The organism is Stenotrophomonas sp. 17(2023) (genome assembly GCF_030345315.1).
Taxonomy (GTDB): domain Bacteria; phylum Pseudomonadota; class Gammaproteobacteria; order Xanthomonadales; family Xanthomonadaceae; genus Stenotrophomonas; species Stenotrophomonas acidaminiphila.
Genome location: NZ_CP128405.1, coordinates 1,033,676 through 1,049,842 on the forward strand (window position 1 = coordinate 1,033,676; position 16,167 = coordinate 1,049,842).

Here is a 16,167-nt window from a genome sequence, read left to right on the forward strand (position 1 = left end):
CCCTCTGCGTGGATGCGCGGCGCCGGGGCGCCGGCGTTCAGGGGGGGCAGGTGCCGGCGAGCCAGCGCTCGATGCCGCGGCGGTCGCGCGCCTGCAGCAGCTTGCCGGCGCGTGCGCGCAGCTCGCCATGGTTGCAGTCGCGGATCGCCCGGCGCACTTCCAGCAGGGTCGCCGGGTGCAGGCTGAACTCGGTCAGGCCCAGGGCCAGCAGCAGCGGCGTCATGCGCGGGTCGCCGGCGATCTCGCCGCACACCGACAGCGGCGTGGCATGCGCGCGCGCGGTGCCGATCACCTGCGCCAGCAACTGCAGCACCGCCGGGTGCAGCGGCGAATACAGCTCGCCCACCGCCTCGTTGTTGCGGTCGGCCGCCAGCAGGTACTGCACCAGGTCATTGGTGCCGACCGAGAGGAAATCGACCTGGTCGATGAAGGTCGGCAGGGCGATGGCCGCGGCCGGCACCTCGATCATCGCGCCGACCGGCACGTGCTCGGCCAGCACGTGGCCTTCCTCGCGCAGCGCCGCCACCTGCCGGGTCATGCGCCGCTTGAGCGCGAGGATCTCCTCGCGGGTGCTGACCATCGGCACCAGGACGCGCACCGGCCCGTAGCCGGACGCGCGCAGCAGCGCGCGCAGCTGGGTGTCGGCGACCTTCGGATGCGCCAGCAGCAGGCGGATGCCGCGCAGGCCCAGCGCCGGGTTTTCCTCGCGGCCCAGCACCAGCCCGCTGCGATCGGCCTTGTCCGCGCCCAGGTCGAGGATGCGGATGGTCACCGGCCGGCCGCTCATGCCGAGCACAGCGTCGCGGTAGTGATGGAACTGTTCCTCCTCGTCGGGCAGGCCGTTGCGCTGCAGGAACAGGAACTCGGTGCGGTACAGACCCAGCCCGTGCGCGCCCAGGGTGTGCGCGTGGGCCACGTCCTCGCGTGATTCGGCGTTGGCCAGCAGGGTGATGTCCACCCCGTCCAGGGTGCGGCTCGGCTTGGAGCGCAGGTGGCCGAGCTCGCGCTGTTCGCGCGCCAGCTCGCGCAGGCGCTGGCGGTACTGGCGCAGGTCGTCGGCGGCCGGTTCCAGCACCACTTCGCCGCTGCCGCCGTCCAGGATCAGCACGTCGCCGTCGTTGATCCGGTGCAGCACGCCGCTGGCCCCGACCACCAGCGGCAGGTGCAGGCTGCGGGCGAGGATGGCGCTGTGCGACAGCGGGCTGCCGGCGCTGGTGACGATGCCGACCACGCCCTGCGACTGCAGCTGCGCCAACTCCGAGGGAGCGACGTTCTCGCACACCAGGATTTCGCCCGCCAGGCCCTTCATGCCGGTCGGGCGCTTGTGCAGGAATGCGTTGATGCGGCCGATGACGTGGTCCAGGTCGTCCAGCCGGCTGCGCAGGTAGTCGTCCTCCATGCCCTCGAACACCTGCGCCAGGGTGTCGCGCTGCAGGCGCAGGGCATAGGCCGCGCTGTAGCGCTGGCTGCGGATGAGTTCGTCCAGCGCCAGCAGCAGTTCGGGGTCGTCCAGCAGCATGGCGTGCAGGTCGAGGAACTCGCCGACCTCGGCCGGCAGAGCGCCCTGCAGGCGCTGGCGCAGCTCGCGCATTTCCGCGCGGGCCGATTCGATGGCCTGGTGCAGGCGCTGCAGTTCGGCCTCCACGGCGCTGGCGGCAATGCGCTTCTCGGTGACTTCCTGCGCATGCGGCAGGCGCACGCGGGCGCGCCCGAGCGCGCTGCCGCGCGATGCGCCATGACCATGCAGGCGCAGCGCGGTCATGCCGCCACGCCTCCCGGCGTGGTGCGGACGGGAACCGACGCCGCGTCCGCCGCCATCAGCTGTCCTCGTCGAAACGGCGCTCGAACAGATCCACGACCGCCGCCATCGCGTCGGCCTCGTCCTCGCCCTGTACCCGCACCGTGACCGGCGTACCCTGGCCGGCGGCCAGCAGCATCACGCCCATGATGCTCTTGGCGTTGACCTCGCGGCCCTTGGCCACCAGCGTGGCATTGGCGCGGAAGCCGGACAGCAGCTGCACCAGCTTGGCGGTCGCGCGGGCATGCAGGCCCAGGCGGTTGGATACGGTGAGTTCGCGTTCAAGCATCGTCGATGATGGCTCCATTTCGGGCGCCCGCCGCGGCGGTGGCGGGCAGTTGGTCCAGTCCCTGTTCCGGATAATTCATCACCCGCAGCAGCATCGGCAGGCTCAGCGCCGACACCCGCCGCACCGGCGTCCCCAGCCGCGCCAGCCGCGCTGCCAGGTTGCTCGGGCTGGCCCCGTACAGGTCGGTCAGCACCAGCACGCCGTCCGGGCCCTCGACCCGGCGCATGGCCGCCGAGGCCAGTGGCAGCTGCGCGTCCAGGTCCGCGTCGAACGGGACCTCGAAGGCCTCGGCGTCGAGCGGAAGCTGGCGCAGCAGGCGGGTGGCGACTTCCAGCAGGGAAGAGCCGACGCCGGGATGGGTCACGAGAAGAATGCCGCAGGTCATTACTGAACGTTAACAGGTCGGGTGCAGTCCGCGATAGCGCCTGGATCGCGCCCTGCGCGCACCATTCAGTCCTGTTCGCGGTGGAAGGTGGCCACGTCCGGCCAGCCCTGCGCGCGCGCATGCCGGGCCAGGCGCTCGGCCAGGTACACCGAGCGGTGCTTGCCGCCGGTGCAGCCGAAGGCGACGGTCACGTAGCTGCGGGTATCGTTGCCCAGCTTGGGCAGCCAGGTATCGAGCAGGTCTTCGAGCTGGGCCGCGTAGCGCATCACCTCCGGCTGCGCGTCCAGGTATTCGCGGACCTCGCGGTCGCGGCCGGTCAGCGAGCGCAGTTCCGGGTCCCAGTGCGGGTTGGGCAGCACCCGGGCGTCGAACACGAAATCGGCCTCGGCCGGGACCCCGCGCTTGTAGGCGAAGGACTCGAACAGCAGCGACAGGCCACTGCCGTGGCCGAGCGCGTATTCGGTGATCAGCTTGCGCCGCAGCTGGTGCACGTTGAGCCGGCTGGTGTCGATGACGGCGTTGGCCTCGCGGCGCAGCGGCGCGGTCAGTTCGCGCTCGCGGACGATGGCCTCGGGCAGGGACAGGCCGAGCTGGCTGAGCGGATGCCGCCGCCGGGTGTCGGCGAACCGCGCCAGCAGGGTGTCGTCGTCGGCCTCGAAGAACAGCAGGGTCGCATCGATGTCGTGGTCGCGCGCCCGCTGCCGCCAGTTGGCGAGCTGGCTCAGGTCGCTGCGGCCGCGCACGTCGATGCCCAGCGCCAGGCGCCGCGGCCGGTCGTCGGTGCGTTCGCCGAGCACGCCGCGCACGAACTCCGGCAGCAGGTCCACCGGGATGTTGTCCGAACAGTAGTAGTCCAGGTCCTCGAAGGTCTTGAGCGCCACCGACTTGCCCGAACCGGACAGGCCGCTGACGATGACCAGCAACGGGGCCGGCGTGGCGTTCATGGGGTGCGTTGCTCCAGCAGGTTGCTGTGGCGGGCGATGAACATCGCCGCCGGGTCGATGCCCTTGGTGCGCAGGATGTGCAGGCGCGTGGCCGCCTCGGTCAGTACCGCCAGGTTGCGGCCGGGCATCACCGGCAGGGTGATCAGCGGCACGTCCAGGTCGAGCACGTGGCGCTTGCCGGAGTCGCCGGTGAGGCGTTCGTAGCCGTAGCTGCCGGGTTCGGTCATCGGTTTGGTCAGGTGGACGATGAGCCGAAGGTACTTGTTCTTCTTTACAGACGTGTCACCGAACATCTGGCGCACGTTGAGCACGCCCAGTCCGCGCACTTCCAGCAGGTCCTGCAGCAGTTCCGGGCAGGTGCCGTCGAGCACGTCCGGCGCGATCTGGGTGAATTCGGGCGCGTCGTCGGCCACCAGCCGGTGGCCGCGGCTGAGCAGCTCCAGCGCCAGTTCGCTCTTGCCCGAGCCGGCCTCGCCGGTGATCAGCACGCCGATGGAATAGATCTCCATGAACACGCCGTGCAGGATGATCCGCGGCGCCAGCGTGCGCGCCAGGTGGTAGGACAGGTGGTTGAGCAGCTCGTGGCCGCGCCGCGGCGACACCCACAGCGGGGTCTGCGATTCGTCGGCGGCCGCGCGCAGGTCCTCCGGGCAGCCGTGGCTCTTGGTGATGACCAGCGCCAGTGGCCGCGCCTGGATGATGCGCTCGATCACTTCCCAGCGCTGGCGCGAGTCCAGCGAGTCCAGCCAGGCCAGTTCCTCGGTGCCGAGGATCTGCACCTTGTTCGGGTAGATGGTGTTGAGGTAGCCGGCCAGCGACGGGCGCCGCGCGACGGTGTCGCCGGCGTCCAGTTCGCGGTTGCCGCCGGCCTGGCCCGCGGCCCAGCGCAGGTCCAGCTTCTCGCGCTGCTGGTCGAACAGTTCGCGGGCGGTGATGCGGGTATTCATGAGGGACGGATCCGCTGCGGATGGTCGAGGATCTGCTTCAGCGCGCTGCCGTCGTCGGCCGCGCGCAGGGCATCGCGGACATGGGCGTCGGAGAAGATCTCCGCCAGCTCGGACAGCAGCATCAGGTGCTGGTGGGTGTAGTGCTCGGGCACCGCCATGGCGAACACCAGGTCGACCGGTTCGGCGCCGCCGAAATCGATGGGTTGCAGCAGCCGCAGGAAGGCGCCGCGCGGGTGTTGCAGGGTGGGGGAGCGGCCATGCGGGATGGCGATGCCATGGCCGATGGCGGTACTGCCGACGTTCTCGCGGTCGCACAGGCTGCGGAAGATGCTGTCGGCGCCGGCTTCGCGGCAGGCAAGCAGGCTGGCGGCGGCGCGCAGGGCGCTGTCGCGGTCGGCGGCCGCGAGTACCCGGGTACTCACGGCCGCCATCAGGTCATTCAGGGGCATGACTGCAACGGACGGTGGCGGATGTCAGCCATTGTCGCGCAGTGCATGGGAGGCGTGTGGCAGATGCTTTTCCTTGTGCTTGATCACCAGCCTGTCCAGCTTGTCGGCCAGCACGTCGATCGCCGCGTACATGGTCTGGCCACCGGCCTCGGCGTGCAGGGTCTGGCCGGGGAGATTGGCGCTGGCATCGACATGGTGCTCGTTCTTCTGCAGCGACAGGGTCACCCTGACTTCACAGTGCTGGTCGAAGTGCTTGCCCAGCCGTTGCAGCTTGGTCTCCACGTACTCCTTCAGGGCGGGGGTGACTTCCACGTCTTTACCAAACGTTTCGATACGCATCGGATGCCTCCTGTGGTTCTTTGGTTGCCAATGAACCCTGCCGCCCGCCGCGAACGTTTCAGACAAGGCGTACGCGTTCGTGGGAGGCGGAGATGTTCATGGCTTCACGATACTTCGCCACGGTGCGGCGCGCCACCGGTATTCCGCTGCTCTTGAGCATGTCGGCCAGCTTGGCGTCAGAAAGCGGCTTGCGCGGGTTCTCGGCCTCGATCAGGCGCCGGATCATCGACTGGATCGCGGTGCTGGAGGCCTCGCCGCCGCCATCGGTATCGATGCCCGAGGCGAAGAACGCGCGCAGCGGCAGGGTGCCGCGCGGCGTGCGCACGTGCTTGCGGGCGATGGTGCGGGAGATGGTGGATTCGTGCAGGTCCAGCTCGGCGGCGATCTCGCGCAGGGTCAGCGGCCGCAGCGCCTGGGCGCCGAACTCGAGGAACCCGGCCTGGTGGTGCAGCAGGCTGTTGACCACGCGCAGCAGGGTCTCGCCGCGCGCTTCCAGGCCCTTGAGCAGCCAGCGCGCCTCCTGCAGCTGGCCGCGCAGGTAGCTGGCGTCGGCATCGCCGCAGCGGCGGATCAGCTGCTCGTAGCCGCGGTGGATCACCACCCGCGGGCCGGCATGGCTGGCAAGGGCGGCCTTCCAGACGCCGCGCTGGCGCCAGACCACGCAGTCGGGAACGACATAGGTGTCCGAGGACACTTCGCCCAGCTGCCGGCCCGGGCGCGGGTCCAGCGTGCGCAGCAGCTGCACCGCCTGTTCGACGGCCTCGGCCGGTTGCCGCAGTTCGGCGGCGATGCCGGGGATGCCGGCCCGCGGCAGGCGTTCCAGTGGTCCCGCGGCGATCTGCCGGGCCAGGCACAGGCCCGGCGTGGCGGCGGGCAGGGTGTCGAGCTGCAGCGCCAGGCATTCGCCCAGGCCACGGGCGCCGACGCCGGCCGGATCGAAGCGCTGGATCCGGTGCAGCACGGTGAGGATCTCGTCCTCGCCGGCAGCGATGTCCGGGTGCAGCGTTTCGGCGATGGATGCCAGCGGTTCGCGCAGGTAGCCGTCCTCGTCCAGCGCGTCGATCAGGGCGACGCCGATGGCACGGTCGCGTGCGCCCAGGTGGGACAGGTGCAGCTGCCACAGCAGGTGGTCGGCGAGGGTGTCGGCTTCGGCGACGCGCTCGCTGGCGTCACCGTCGTTGTCGTCGAACGAGCCGCCCTGGCCGCCGCTCCACTGCTCGCCTTCGCCGGGCCATTCCATGCCCTCGTCGGCGCGGCCGTCGCCGGCATCGGCCGCCGCAGGGGATGCGTCCGCTTCGCCGGCCGGCTCGCCCGGGGCGGCCTCGTCGGCCCATTCCAGCAGCGGGTTGCTCTCCACCGCCTCGGCAAGTTCCAGTTCCAGCTCGGTGCTGGACATCTGCAGCAGGCGGATGGCCTGGCGCAGCTGCGGCGTCATGACCAGCTGCTGTCCAAGCGATGTCTGCAGCCGTGCTTTCATCCCGGTTCCAGGCAGAAGGAGGACCGGCCTGCCGCGGCTGGATCAGAGCGTGAAGCTGTCTCCAAGGTAGACGCGGCGGACGTCGGTGTTGGTCAGCAGTTCGTCCGGCGCTCCCTGCGCCAGCACGCTGCCCTCGTTGAGGATATACGCGCGGTCGCAGATTCCCAAGGTCTCGCGGACGTTGTGGTCGGTGATCAGCACGCCGATGCCGCGCTGCTTGAGGTGGGTGACGATGCGCTGGATCTCGCCGACCGAGATCGGGTCGACGCCGGCGAAGGGTTCGTCAAGCAGGATCAGGCGCGGCTTGGCGGCCAGCGCGCGGGCGATCTCGCAGCGGCGGCGCTCGCCGCCGGACAGGCTGGCGCCGGCCTGGTCGGCGACGTGGCTGATCTGCAGTTCGTCGAGCAAGGCCGACAGTTCGCGCTCGCGGCCACCGGCGTCCAGGTCCTCGCGCAGTTCCAGCACCAGGCGGATGTTGTCGGCCACGCTGAGCTTGCGGAACACCGATGGTTCCTGCGGCAGGTAGCCGACCCCCAGCTTGGCGCGCGCGTACATCGGCTCGCCGGTGATGTCGCGGCCGTCGAGCACGATGCGGCCGGCGTCGCTCTCGACCAGCCCCACGATCATGTAGAAGCAGGTGGTCTTGCCGGCACCGTTGGGGCCGAGCAGGCCGACCACCTCGCCGGCATCCAGCGACAGGCCGAACTCACGCACGACCTCGCGGTTCTTGTAGCGCTTGCGCAGGCCTTCGGCGACGAGCATTACTTCTTCTCTCCCGCCGCGGCCGGCGCCTTGTTCTTGGGCTGGATCACGGTACGCACGCGGGTACCATCGCCGCCGCTCTGCATGTCGCCGCTGCGGGTGTTGTAGACCATGCGCTGGCCGGCGTTGGAGCCACGCTCGGAGTCGACCTTGTAGTTGCCGGTCAGGATGATCACCTCGCTGTTGACGTTGTAGTCCATGTTGTCGGCGCGGGCGTTCATCCAGGTGCCATCGTCCATCTGCTGCTTGAGCGTGGCCTGCTTGCCGGCAAGCACGACGCGTTCGGTCTCGCCGTTCTTCTGGATCACGTCGGCGGTGTCGGCATGGATCTCCAGCGTGCCCTGGACGATGACCACGTTGCCGCTGAAACGGTACTTGCCGTTGCCGCCGGCCAGGTTGCCGCCACTGTTGTCGGCGACGATGTCCATGGGCTGGTTGCGGTCCGATTCCCTGGCCGCGGCCACGCCGGGAACGAGCGCGGCGGCGAGCAGGACGGTCGGCGCGAACTTGGCGAGCTCAGCGAGCCTGGCGGGCAGCATTGGGTTCATAACGGGTCTTGACCTGGGAAAGGAGGGAATACTGCCGGGATTTCAGGTCGGCCTCGAAGCCGACGCCGCTCTGCCGCAGGCCCGGGCGGGCCATGGTGACGGGTTCGGCGGTACGGGCCAGGCTGCGTTCGGGGAACACGTCCAGCGCGGTGGTACGGAACGTCGTCGGCGGGGTGCTGCCGTCCTGCGGGCTGTCGCCGGCGACATTGCCGCGCAGGCGCAGCTCCTCGCCCTTGGGGCTGACCCAGCCGGTGTCCGCGCGCAGCTGCCAGTGCCGGCCCTCGGCGTCGGGCAGCAGGAACAGCGGCCGGACGATGGTCGAGGTCTGGTCGGCGGCGTTGCGCTCCATGGACGGCGCGCGCAGCGTGGCCGCCTCCTTGCCGTCCTTGTCGAGCGTGACGATCTCGAAATCGCCCAGCACGTAATCGGTGCGCACCTGCGAAGCGCCCGACGGCGCGTGGGTCCCACGCTGCCGCCATGCCGACCAGCCGCTGGCCAGCGCCGCCAGCAGCAGGCCGATGCCGATGACCATGCGCCAGTTCATCGCGCGTACTCCGCCACGACCGCGTCGAGCCGGCCCTGCAGCGCCAGCAGCACGTCGCACAGTTCGCGTGCGGCGCCGCGGCCGCCCTCGGCGCGGGTCTGCCAGTGCACGCGCCCGGCGATCAGCGGGTGCGCGTTGGCTGGCGCCACCGCCAGCCCGACCGCGCACAGCGGGGCCAGGTCGGGCAGGTCGTCGCCCATGAACGCCACCTGCTCCAGGCCGATGCCGAAGCGCCCGCACAGCGCGCGCACGCTGGCCAGCTTGTCGCCGACCGCGATCTGGGTGTCGATGCCCAGGTCGGCACCGCGCCGCTGCGCCGACAGGCTGTTGCGCGCGGTGATCAGCACCGGGTGGATGCCGTGCTTCTGCAGCAGCTTCAGGCCCAGGCCGTCCTGCACGAAGAACGCCTTGCTCTCGTTGCCGGCGTGGTCGTAGTACAGGCGCCCGTCGGTCAGGGTCCCGTCCACGTCGAAGCACGCCAGCCGGATGGTGGCGGCGACGGCATGCAGTTCGGCGGGAAAGTGGGCGAGGGGAGACCAGGACATGGTGCGGGCGATCCGTTGCGGCGGGGCGGGCCATCGGGCCCGGAAGCGTGATTGTGCGGGCTTTTAAACCACTTTTGCCCGCAACAGGTCATGAATGTTCAGGGCACCGACGGCGCGGCCTTCGCCGTCGACCACGATCAGCCCGTTGATCTTGTACTGCTCCAGCATGCGCGCCGCTTCCACCGCCAGCTGGTCGGCGCCGATGGTACGCGGCGCGCGGGTCATCACCTGGGCGATGCCGGCGGTGCGCACGTCCAGGTCGGTGTCCAGGGCGCGGCGCAGGTCGCCGTCGGTGAACAGGCCGACCAGGCGGCCACCGGCGTCGACCACGGCGGTCATGCCCAGCCGCTTGCGGCTCATCTCCATCAGCGCCTCGCTGAGGCTGGCGTCCTCGCGCACGCTGGGCAGGTCGGCGCCGCTGTGCATCACGTCGGTGATGTGCAGCAGCAGGCGCCGGCCGAGGCTGCCGGCCGGGTGCGAGCGGGCGAAGTCGTCGGCGGTGAAGCCGCGCGCGTCGAGCAGGGCCACGGCCAGGGCGTCGCCCATGGCCAGCGAGGTGGTGGTGCTGGAGGTCGGCGCCAGCGCCAGCGGGCAGGCCTCGTGGTCCACGTTCACGTCCAGGTGGATGTCGGCGGCGCTGGCCAGGCTGGACTGCGGCCGGCCGGTCATGGCGATCAGCGGGTTGCCCTGGCGCTTGAGCACCGGCAGCAGCATCAGCACTTCGTCCGACTCGCCGGAGTAGGACAGCGCCAGCACCACGTCGTCGGCGGTGATCATGCCCAGGTCGCCATGGCCGGCCTCGCCCGGGTGCACGTAGAACGCCGGGGTGCCGGTGGAGGCCAGGGTGGCGGCGATCTTGCGCGCGATGTGCCCGGATTTGCCCATGCCGGTGGCGACCACGCGGCCGCGCGAGCCCAGGATCAGCCGGCAGGCGGCGGCGAACTCGGTGCCGATGCGGCCGCCGACCCGGTCCAGTTCGGCGCGCTCGATCTCGAAGACGCGGCGACCGCTGGCGATCAGGTCGGCGTCGTGCAGCGAGTCCGGCGAAAGGGGGGAAGCAGCCATGCGGGCGCCACTCGGGGAGTAGAATGGGCGTTCATTTTATTAGGAAAGCGACTTGGACGCCGAGACCATCCAGAACCTGATCGAAGCCGGCCTGCCGGGCGCCCGCGCCCAGGTGAGCGGTGATGACGGCGTGCACTTCGAGGCCACCGTGGTCTGCGAGGCCTTTGCCGGCAAGCTGCCGCTGGCCCGCCACCGCATGGTCTATGCGACGCTGGGCGACCTGATGGGCGGTGCGATCCATGCGCTGGCCCTGAAAACCGTCACTCCCGGCGAATCCGGCTGAGCCGGCCCCCTCCCACCTACTGGCCTCATACACATGGCGAAAATCGTGGTCACCGGCGGCAACGTGCTGAACGGTGAAGTCAATGTCTCCGGCGCCAAGAACGCCGTCCTGCCGATCCTCTGCGCGACCCTGCTGGCCAATGCGCCGGTGGAGATCACCAACGTGCCGCACCTGCACGACGTGATCACCACGGTGAAGCTGCTCGGCGAGCTGGGCGCCAAGGTCACCATCGACCAGGGCACCCTGTCGCGCGGCAGCGCGATCGTCGTCGACCCGCGCAGCGTCAACCAGCACGTTGCACCGTACGAACTGGTCAAGACCATGCGCGCCTCGATCCTGGTGCTCGGCCCGCTGCTGGCCAAGTACGGCGCGGCGGAGGTGTCGCTGCCCGGCGGCTGCGCGATCGGTTCGCGCCCGGTGGACCAGCACATCAAGGGGCTGCAGGCGCTGGGCGCTGAAATCACCGTCGAGAACGGCTTCATCAAGGCACGCGCGGAGCGCCTGAAGGGCGGTCGCTTCACCTTCGACATGGTCAGTGTCACCGGCACCGAGAACGTGCTGATGGCCGCGGTGCTGGCCGAAGGCACCACGGTGCTGGAAAACGCGGCGATGGAGCCGGAAGTCACCGACCTGGCGCACTGCCTGATCGCGCTGGGCGCGAAGATCGAGGGGCTGGGTACCGCGCGGCTGGTGATCGAGGGCGTCGAGCGCCTGGACGGCGGCCGCCACGCGGTGCTGCCGGATCGCATCGAGACCGGCACCTTCCTGGTCGCCGCGGCGATGACCGGCGGCCGCGTGGTGATGCGCAACGCCCGCCCGGACACGCTCGACGCGGTGCTGGCCAAGCTTGTCGAGGCCGGCGCGAAGATCGAGACCACCGAGGACACCATCACCCTGGACATGCAGGGCAGGCGGCCCAGGGCGGTCAACCTGACCACCGCGCCGTACCCGGCGTTCCCGACCGACATGCAGGCGCAGTTCATGGCACTCAACTGCGTCGCCGACGGGGTGGGCGTGATCAACGAGACGATCTTCGAAAACCGGTTCATGCACGTCAACGAGCTGCTGCGCCTGGGTGCGGACATCCAGGTCGAGGGCCATACCGCCATCTGCCGCGGTGTCGAGCGGCTGAGCGGGGCGCCGGTGATGGCCACCGACCTGCGCGCGTCGGCCAGCCTGATCCTGGCCGGGCTGGTGGCCGATGGCGATACCACCATCGACCGCATCTACCACCTGGACCGCGGCTACGAGAACATCGAGGAAAAGCTCGGTGCGCTCGGAGCCCGCATCCGGCGGGTGTCATGATCCTGCGCGGCAGATTCACCCCGCGCCGCCGCGCGCTGCTGGTGCTGGTGCTGCTGGCGCTGGGCTGGCTCGGCTGGGCCTGGTACGCCGGCATCGCCATCACCCGCGGCGTGGAGAAGGAGCAGATGGACTGGAACGGCGACGGCCAGGTTAGCCGCGACGAGTTCTTCCAGGCGTTCTACGCGGTGAAGGTGGCCGATACCCAGGAAGGCAACCGCCACTGCCGCAGCTTCGCCTGGCGCAGCACCGGCGAGGAGTTCCGCCGCGACTGCAGGACCGTGTTCAAGGCCGACGACGCGGCTGCCGCCAAGCCGTAACCGACCCTGTCGCGGCGCACTGCGCCGCGACGCGGCGTGCCAGGCAGGGCCTGGCGCCGCCCCGCGAACCCCGTGCCGGGCGCCCGCCGCAGCCCGTGCCGGCCGCGCCCGGCAACCCGTGGCGCAGCGTGCCGGGGGCTTTCACAATCGCTTTCCCGACTCCGCAACCGCGCACCGGGCGTTGCCCGGCGCGCCCCTGGCGGCCTGCGCACCCGGTGCCGTCGAGGGCGCCGGTGCGGGCATTCGCCTTGCCCAGGAACGCAAAACGCCCCTTGCGGGGCGTCGTGCGTGCGACCCGGCTGTGGCCGGCGCGGATTACTTGCGGTTCATCCGCGCGTTGCGCTGGCCGGTGGCGGCGGACTTCTCGCCGGCGAACGGGTTGAGCTTGCGCGCGATCCACGGGTACTTCGGCCATTCGCCCTGCAGCCACGGATGGTTGGGTTCGTTGAGTTCGAGCACGCGGCGGGCGTCGTCGGCCAGGGTCTTGTTGCCCAGGTGGACGTAGGACTCGCCGAGCAGGGCCACCGCGTCGTTCTGGAAGGCGCTCTGCGGGTAGGTTTCCAGCAGGTAGGTGGTGCGGCCGGCGGCCGAGACCCAGGCACCGCGGCGGGCGTAGTACAGGGCGTTGTCCATCTCGTGCTGGGCGAACACGTCGCGCAGCTCGATCATGCGCTGGCGCGCGTCGGCGGCGTAGCGGCTGTTCGGGTAGCGCTCGGTGACGATGTTGAAATCGGCGTAGGCCTGGCGCGGCGTGGACAGGTCGCGGCGGCTGGAGTCCAGCGACCACACCCGGCGCAGGAACACGGTGTCGCTGTTGCCGTTGGCCAGCCCGCGCAGGTAGTACAGGTAGGCGATGTTGCGGTGGGTCGGGTAGGTGCGGATGAAGCGGTCGATGCTGGACACCGCGTCGTCGTTCTTGCCGGCCTTGTACTGGGCATAGGCGCTTTCGATCATCGCCTGCTCGGTGTACGGGCCGTACGGGTACTGGGCGATCAGCCGCCTGAAGCTGGTTTCGGCGCCGGACCAGTTGCCGCCCTCCATCAGCCTGTGGCTCTTTTCGTAGAGCGTCTCGACCGGCATGCCCTCGTCGGCGTTCTTGCCCTTGGCGCCGCGATGGCAGCCGGTGGCGGCGAAGACCAGCACCAGCAGCAGGGCGGTGATGCGGACGGGAGCGGACAGCAGCGGGGAGCGTCGGATCATGGGTCGGGGCGGGACGCGGCAGGAATACGAAGGGGCGATGATAGCCTAGTGGCCTGTCCTGCGACTGATTCCTGTCGCCGGGACCCCCCGAATTCCGCCGATACCCCTGCCATGTCCGACAACGCTTCCCTTCCTTCCCGCCAGGCGCGGGTGCCCGACGCCGCCGCCGGCCGCCGTTTCGACGCGGTGCTGGCCGAGCTGTTCCCCGAATTCTCCCGTTCCCGCCTGAGCGAATGGATCAAGTCCGGGGCGGCGCTGCTCGACGGCGTCCCGGCCCGTCCGCGCGACCCGGTGCGCGGTGGCGAGCTGGCCATCCTGAACGCGACGCTGGACACCGAGACCGACGCCATCCCCGAAGACATCCCGCTGTCGGTCCTGTACGAGGACGAGCATGTCTTCGTGATCGACAAGCCGGCCGGGCTGGTGGTCCACCCGGGGGCCGGCAACCCCACCGGCACCCTGGTCAACGCGCTGCTGTTCCGCGACCCGTCGCTGGCGTCGGTGCCGCGCGCCGGCGTGGTCCACCGGCTGGACAAGGACACCAGCGGGGTGATGGTCGTGGCCCGCACGCTGCAGGCGCAGAGCGCGCTGGTGGAGCAGTTGTCCGCGCGCGAGGTGCACCGCCAGTACCTGGCCGTGGTGAGCGGGGCGCTGGTGTCCGGCGGCACCGCCGATGCGCCGATCGACCGCCATCCGCGCGACCGCCTGCGCATGGCCGTGCGCGAGGACGGCCGCGATGCGGTCACCCATTACCGCCTGCGCGAGCGCTTCCGTGCCCATACCGCGCTGGAATGCCGGCTGGAAACCGGCCGTACCCACCAGATCCGCGTGCACATGGCGCACCTGAAGCACCCGATCATCGGCGACCCGCTCTACGGCGGCGCGCTGAAGCTGCCCAAGGGCGCCACCGACGAACTGGTTTCGCAGCTGCGCGGCTTCAGGCGCCAGGCGCTGCACGCCGAGACGCTGGAATTCACGCACCCGATCACCGGCGAGGCGATCCGCAACAGCGCGCCGGTTCCGGCCGACATGCTGGCGCTGATGAAGGCGCTGCGCGAGGACAGCATCCTGTTCGCCGAACGCGAGCGGCGCTGAACCATGGCCGCCGCGTTGCCGCTGCTGCCGGCGGCCTGGCCAGCCGCCCCGGGCGTACGCGCGTTCACCACGCTGCGCCACGGCGCGGGTGGTTCGCAGCCGCCGTTCGACAGTTTCAACCTGGGCAACCGCAGCTCGGCCGAAGGCGACGACCCGCGGCAGGTGCAGCGCAACCGCGATGAACTGCAGCGGCTGGCGGGCCTGCCCTCGGCGCCGCACTGGCTGCGCCAGGTGCACGGCACCGGCGTACTGCGCTTCGATGCGCCCGCCGTGGCGCAGGCCGCCGATGGCGAGCCGGTGGCCGATGCCGCGGTGACCGCGGTGCCCGGCGTGGTCCTGGCGATCCTCACCGCCGACTGCCTGCCGGTAGTGTTCGCCAGCCGCGCGGGCGACGAAGTGGCCGCCGCCCACGCCGGATGGCGCGGGCTGGCCGACGGCATGCTGGAGGCCACGCTGGCGGCGATGCATGCCCCGGCGTCCGATGTCATCGCCTGGCTCGGCCCCGCCGCCGGGCCGGCGCACTACGAGATCGGCGCCGACGTGCGCGATGCCTTCCTGGCGCATTCGGCCGCTGCCGAAACGGCATTCACCGGCACCCGGCCCGGCCACTGGCGGGTGGACCTGTACGCGCTGGCGCGGCAACGGCTGCAGGCCGCGGGCATGGACGCGGCGGCGATCCACGGCGGCGACCAGTGCACCATCGCCGATCCCGCGCGCTGGTTCTCGCACCGCCGCGATCGTCGCAGCGGACGCATGGCCACGCTGGTGTGGATGGCGCGGTGAACCGGCCGCTGTTCGAGCGGGTGCTGGGCACCGCGTTCGCGCAGCTGCCGCCGGTACTGCGCGCGCTGCATTCGGTGCCGCGCCGGCAGCGCTGGGGTGGCCAGGCATGCGTGCGCCGCGGCCGCCATTGGCTGGTGGCGCCCTGCGCCTGGCTGGCGCGGCTGCCGCCGGATGCGGAGGCGGTGCCGGTGACGGTCGAGTTCGTGGTCGATGGCGCCGGCGAGCGCTGGGACCGCCGGTTCGGCGACGCGCGCATGGCCTCGCGGCTGTGGGCGCGGCAGGGACGCCTGTGCGAACGCCTGGGCGCGGTGCGCTTCCGCTTCGCGCTGGAAGCCGTGGACGGTGAGATCCACTGGCGCGCCGAGCGTGGCTGGGCCTTCGGCATCGTGCCGCTGCCCGCCCGCTGGTTCGCGCGGGTGCGCTGCCGCGAGCGCGCGGACGGCGACCGCTATGCGTTCCTGGTGGACGTGGCGATGCCGCTGATCGGGCCGCTGATCCGCTACGAAGGCTGGCTGCTGCCGATCGAGAACCGGGAGGCAGAACCGGACGTCCCCGTCAGCGGCCGCATCGGCGGAGGCCGCGGCCATGGGTAAAGGCACGCCCGACTCCGCTTCCGGTCCTGCGCCGGTGATCGTGTTCGATGGCGTCTGCGCGCTGTGCAGCCGCTGGGTGCGCTTCCTGCTGCGTTTCGACCGCCATGGTCGCTACCGCTTCGCGGCGATGCAGGGCACCCACGGGCGCCGGCTGATGCGTGCCCATGGCCTCGATCCGGATGATCCGCTTTCGTTCCTGCTGGTCGAGCACGGGCACGCGCATACCGATACCGACGCCATCGTGCGCGTGCTGGCCGGCCTCGGTGGCCCCTGGCGGCTGGCGGCACTGGCGCGGTTGCTGCCGCGCTCCCTGCGCGACCGCGGTTACCGCTGGCTGGCGCGCAACCGCTACCGCTGGTTCGGCCGCCATGGCAGCTGCTACCTGCCATCGCCGGAGCAGGTTCACCGTTTCCTGGATTAGGCCGGGCAGGGCTGTAGCGCGGCGGCGTGCGAAAGGCGCCGTTTCCGGTGCATGCCCGCGCTGCCGGCGGCCGCGCCG

General features: G+C 70.8%; 20 protein-coding genes and 1 pseudogene. 7 read left to right on the forward strand and 14 right to left on the reverse strand.

The window, feature by feature from the left end; genetic code table 11:
- Positions 1–37 precede the first annotated feature (37 nt).
- The 13 genes from ptsP to QQA12_RS04645 all read right to left on the reverse strand — a co-directional run bounded on the left by ptsP (position 38) and on the right by QQA12_RS04645 (position 10,092).
- On the reverse strand, positions 38–1,762 hold the full coding sequence (gene ptsP / locus QQA12_RS04585) for a phosphoenolpyruvate--protein phosphotransferase (protein ID WP_226050196.1): 1,725 nt from the start codon (positions 1,760–1,762) through the stop codon (positions 38–40).
- Positions 1,763–1,817: 55 nt separating this feature from the next.
- Positions 1,818–2,087, reverse strand: a complete 270-nt coding sequence (locus tag QQA12_RS04590; protein WP_054663755.1) for an HPr family phosphocarrier protein — start codon at positions 2,085–2,087, stop codon at positions 1,818–1,820.
- Positions 2,080–2,472, reverse strand: a complete 393-nt coding sequence (locus tag QQA12_RS04595; protein ID WP_054663758.1) for a PTS fructose IIA subunit family protein — start codon at positions 2,470–2,472, stop codon at positions 2,080–2,082. Before QQA12_RS04595 ends, QQA12_RS04590 begins: the two co-directional genes overlap by 8 nt.
- A 65-nt stretch (positions 2,473–2,537) precedes the next feature.
- Positions 2,538–3,416: an RNase adapter RapZ gene (gene rapZ / locus QQA12_RS04600; RefSeq protein WP_054663761.1), complete on the reverse strand. Its 879-nt coding sequence runs from the start codon at positions 3,414–3,416 to the stop codon at positions 2,538–2,540.
- Positions 3,413–4,363 (reverse strand): HPr(Ser) kinase/phosphatase, encoded by a 951-nt coding sequence (gene hprK / locus QQA12_RS04605; RefSeq protein WP_054663764.1) that lies wholly within the window; start codon positions 4,361–4,363, stop codon positions 3,413–3,415. Before hprK ends, rapZ begins: the two co-directional genes overlap by 4 nt.
- Positions 4,360–4,812, reverse strand: coding sequence for a PTS sugar transporter subunit IIA (locus tag QQA12_RS04610; RefSeq protein ID WP_226050195.1), 453 nt, complete (start codon positions 4,810–4,812; stop codon positions 4,360–4,362). The genes hprK and QQA12_RS04610 overlap by 4 nt, the downstream gene beginning before the upstream one ends.
- Before the next feature lie 24 nt (positions 4,813–4,836).
- Entirely contained in the window at positions 4,837–5,151 is a 315-nt protein-coding gene (gene raiA / locus QQA12_RS04615; protein ID WP_054663771.1) for a ribosome-associated translation inhibitor RaiA, read from the reverse strand.
- A 58-nt stretch (positions 5,152–5,209) separates the two neighbouring features.
- Positions 5,210–6,628, reverse strand: coding sequence for an RNA polymerase factor sigma-54 (locus QQA12_RS04620; RefSeq protein WP_226050194.1), 1,419 nt, complete (start codon positions 6,626–6,628; stop codon positions 5,210–5,212).
- Between the two features lie 42 nt (positions 6,629–6,670).
- A complete protein-coding gene (gene lptB, locus QQA12_RS04625; protein ID WP_226050193.1) occupies positions 6,671–7,390 on the reverse strand; it encodes an LPS export ABC transporter ATP-binding protein in 720 nt (239 codons plus the stop codon).
- Positions 7,390–7,938, reverse strand: coding sequence for a lipopolysaccharide transport periplasmic protein LptA (gene lptA / locus QQA12_RS04630; protein ID WP_152985020.1), 549 nt, complete (start codon positions 7,936–7,938; stop codon positions 7,390–7,392). Before lptA ends, lptB begins: the two co-directional genes overlap by 1 nt.
- A complete protein-coding gene (lptC, locus tag QQA12_RS04635; protein WP_054663785.1) occupies positions 7,907–8,482 on the reverse strand; it encodes an LPS export ABC transporter periplasmic protein LptC in 576 nt (191 codons plus the stop codon). The genes lptA and lptC overlap by 32 nt, the downstream gene beginning before the upstream one ends.
- Positions 8,479–9,027, reverse strand: coding sequence for an HAD hydrolase family protein (locus QQA12_RS04640; RefSeq protein WP_054663788.1), 549 nt, complete (start codon positions 9,025–9,027; stop codon positions 8,479–8,481). Before QQA12_RS04640 ends, lptC begins: the two co-directional genes overlap by 4 nt.
- 63 nt (positions 9,028–9,090) lie before the next feature.
- Complete coding sequence (locus tag QQA12_RS04645) at positions 9,091–10,092, reverse strand: KpsF/GutQ family sugar-phosphate isomerase (protein ID WP_054663791.1); 1,002 nt, start codon at positions 10,090–10,092, stop codon at positions 9,091–9,093.
- Positions 10,093–10,144: 52 nt separating this feature from the next.
- Between QQA12_RS04645 and QQA12_RS04650 the strand changes: the two genes are divergently transcribed.
- The 3 genes from QQA12_RS04650 to QQA12_RS04660 are packed head-to-tail and all read left to right on the forward strand — an operon-like array spanning position 10,145 to position 11,997.
- Positions 10,145–10,375 carry a BolA/IbaG family iron-sulfur metabolism protein gene (locus QQA12_RS04650; protein ID WP_226050192.1) on the forward strand — a complete coding sequence of 77 codons (231 nt, stop codon included), beginning with the start codon at positions 10,145–10,147 and terminating at the stop codon, positions 10,373–10,375.
- Positions 10,376–10,408: 33 nt separating this feature from the next.
- Entirely contained in the window at positions 10,409–11,680 is a 1,272-nt protein-coding gene (gene murA, locus QQA12_RS04655) for a UDP-N-acetylglucosamine 1-carboxyvinyltransferase (RefSeq protein WP_226050191.1), read from the forward strand.
- The gene (locus QQA12_RS04660; RefSeq protein WP_054663800.1) at positions 11,677–11,997 is read left to right on the forward strand and encodes a hypothetical protein; all 321 of its coding nucleotides are present in this window, start codon (positions 11,677–11,679) and stop codon (positions 11,995–11,997) included. The genes murA and QQA12_RS04660 overlap by 4 nt, the downstream gene beginning before the upstream one ends.
- Before the next feature lie 315 nt (positions 11,998–12,312).
- Here the strand turns inward: QQA12_RS04660 and QQA12_RS04665 are convergent, their stop codons facing one another.
- Positions 12,313–13,197: an outer membrane protein assembly factor BamD gene (locus tag QQA12_RS04665; RefSeq protein ID WP_226050190.1), complete on the reverse strand. Its 885-nt coding sequence runs from the start codon at positions 13,195–13,197 to the stop codon at positions 12,313–12,315.
- A 111-nt stretch (positions 13,198–13,308) separates the two neighbouring features.
- Here QQA12_RS04665 and rluD point away from each other — a divergent pair, with 111 nt between their 5' ends.
- From rluD to QQA12_RS04685, 4 genes and pseudogenes are all read left to right on the forward strand, one after another.
- Entirely contained in the window at positions 13,309–14,292 is a 984-nt protein-coding gene (rluD, locus tag QQA12_RS04670) for a 23S rRNA pseudouridine(1911/1915/1917) synthase RluD (RefSeq protein WP_226050189.1), read from the forward strand.
- Positions 14,293–14,295: 3 nt separating this feature from the next.
- A complete protein-coding gene (gene pgeF / locus QQA12_RS04675) occupies positions 14,296–15,075 on the forward strand; it encodes a peptidoglycan editing factor PgeF (RefSeq protein WP_182336521.1) in 780 nt (259 codons plus the stop codon).
- A 20-nt stretch (positions 15,076–15,095) separates the two neighbouring features.
- Positions 15,096–15,596 (forward strand): annotated as a pseudogene (locus tag QQA12_RS04680) (DUF4166 domain-containing protein); the annotation flags it as partial.
- 64 nt (positions 15,597–15,660) lie between these two features.
- Positions 15,661–16,089, forward strand: a complete 429-nt coding sequence (locus QQA12_RS04685) for a thiol-disulfide oxidoreductase DCC family protein (RefSeq protein WP_226050188.1) — start codon at positions 15,661–15,663, stop codon at positions 16,087–16,089.
- Positions 16,090–16,167 lie beyond the last annotated feature (78 nt).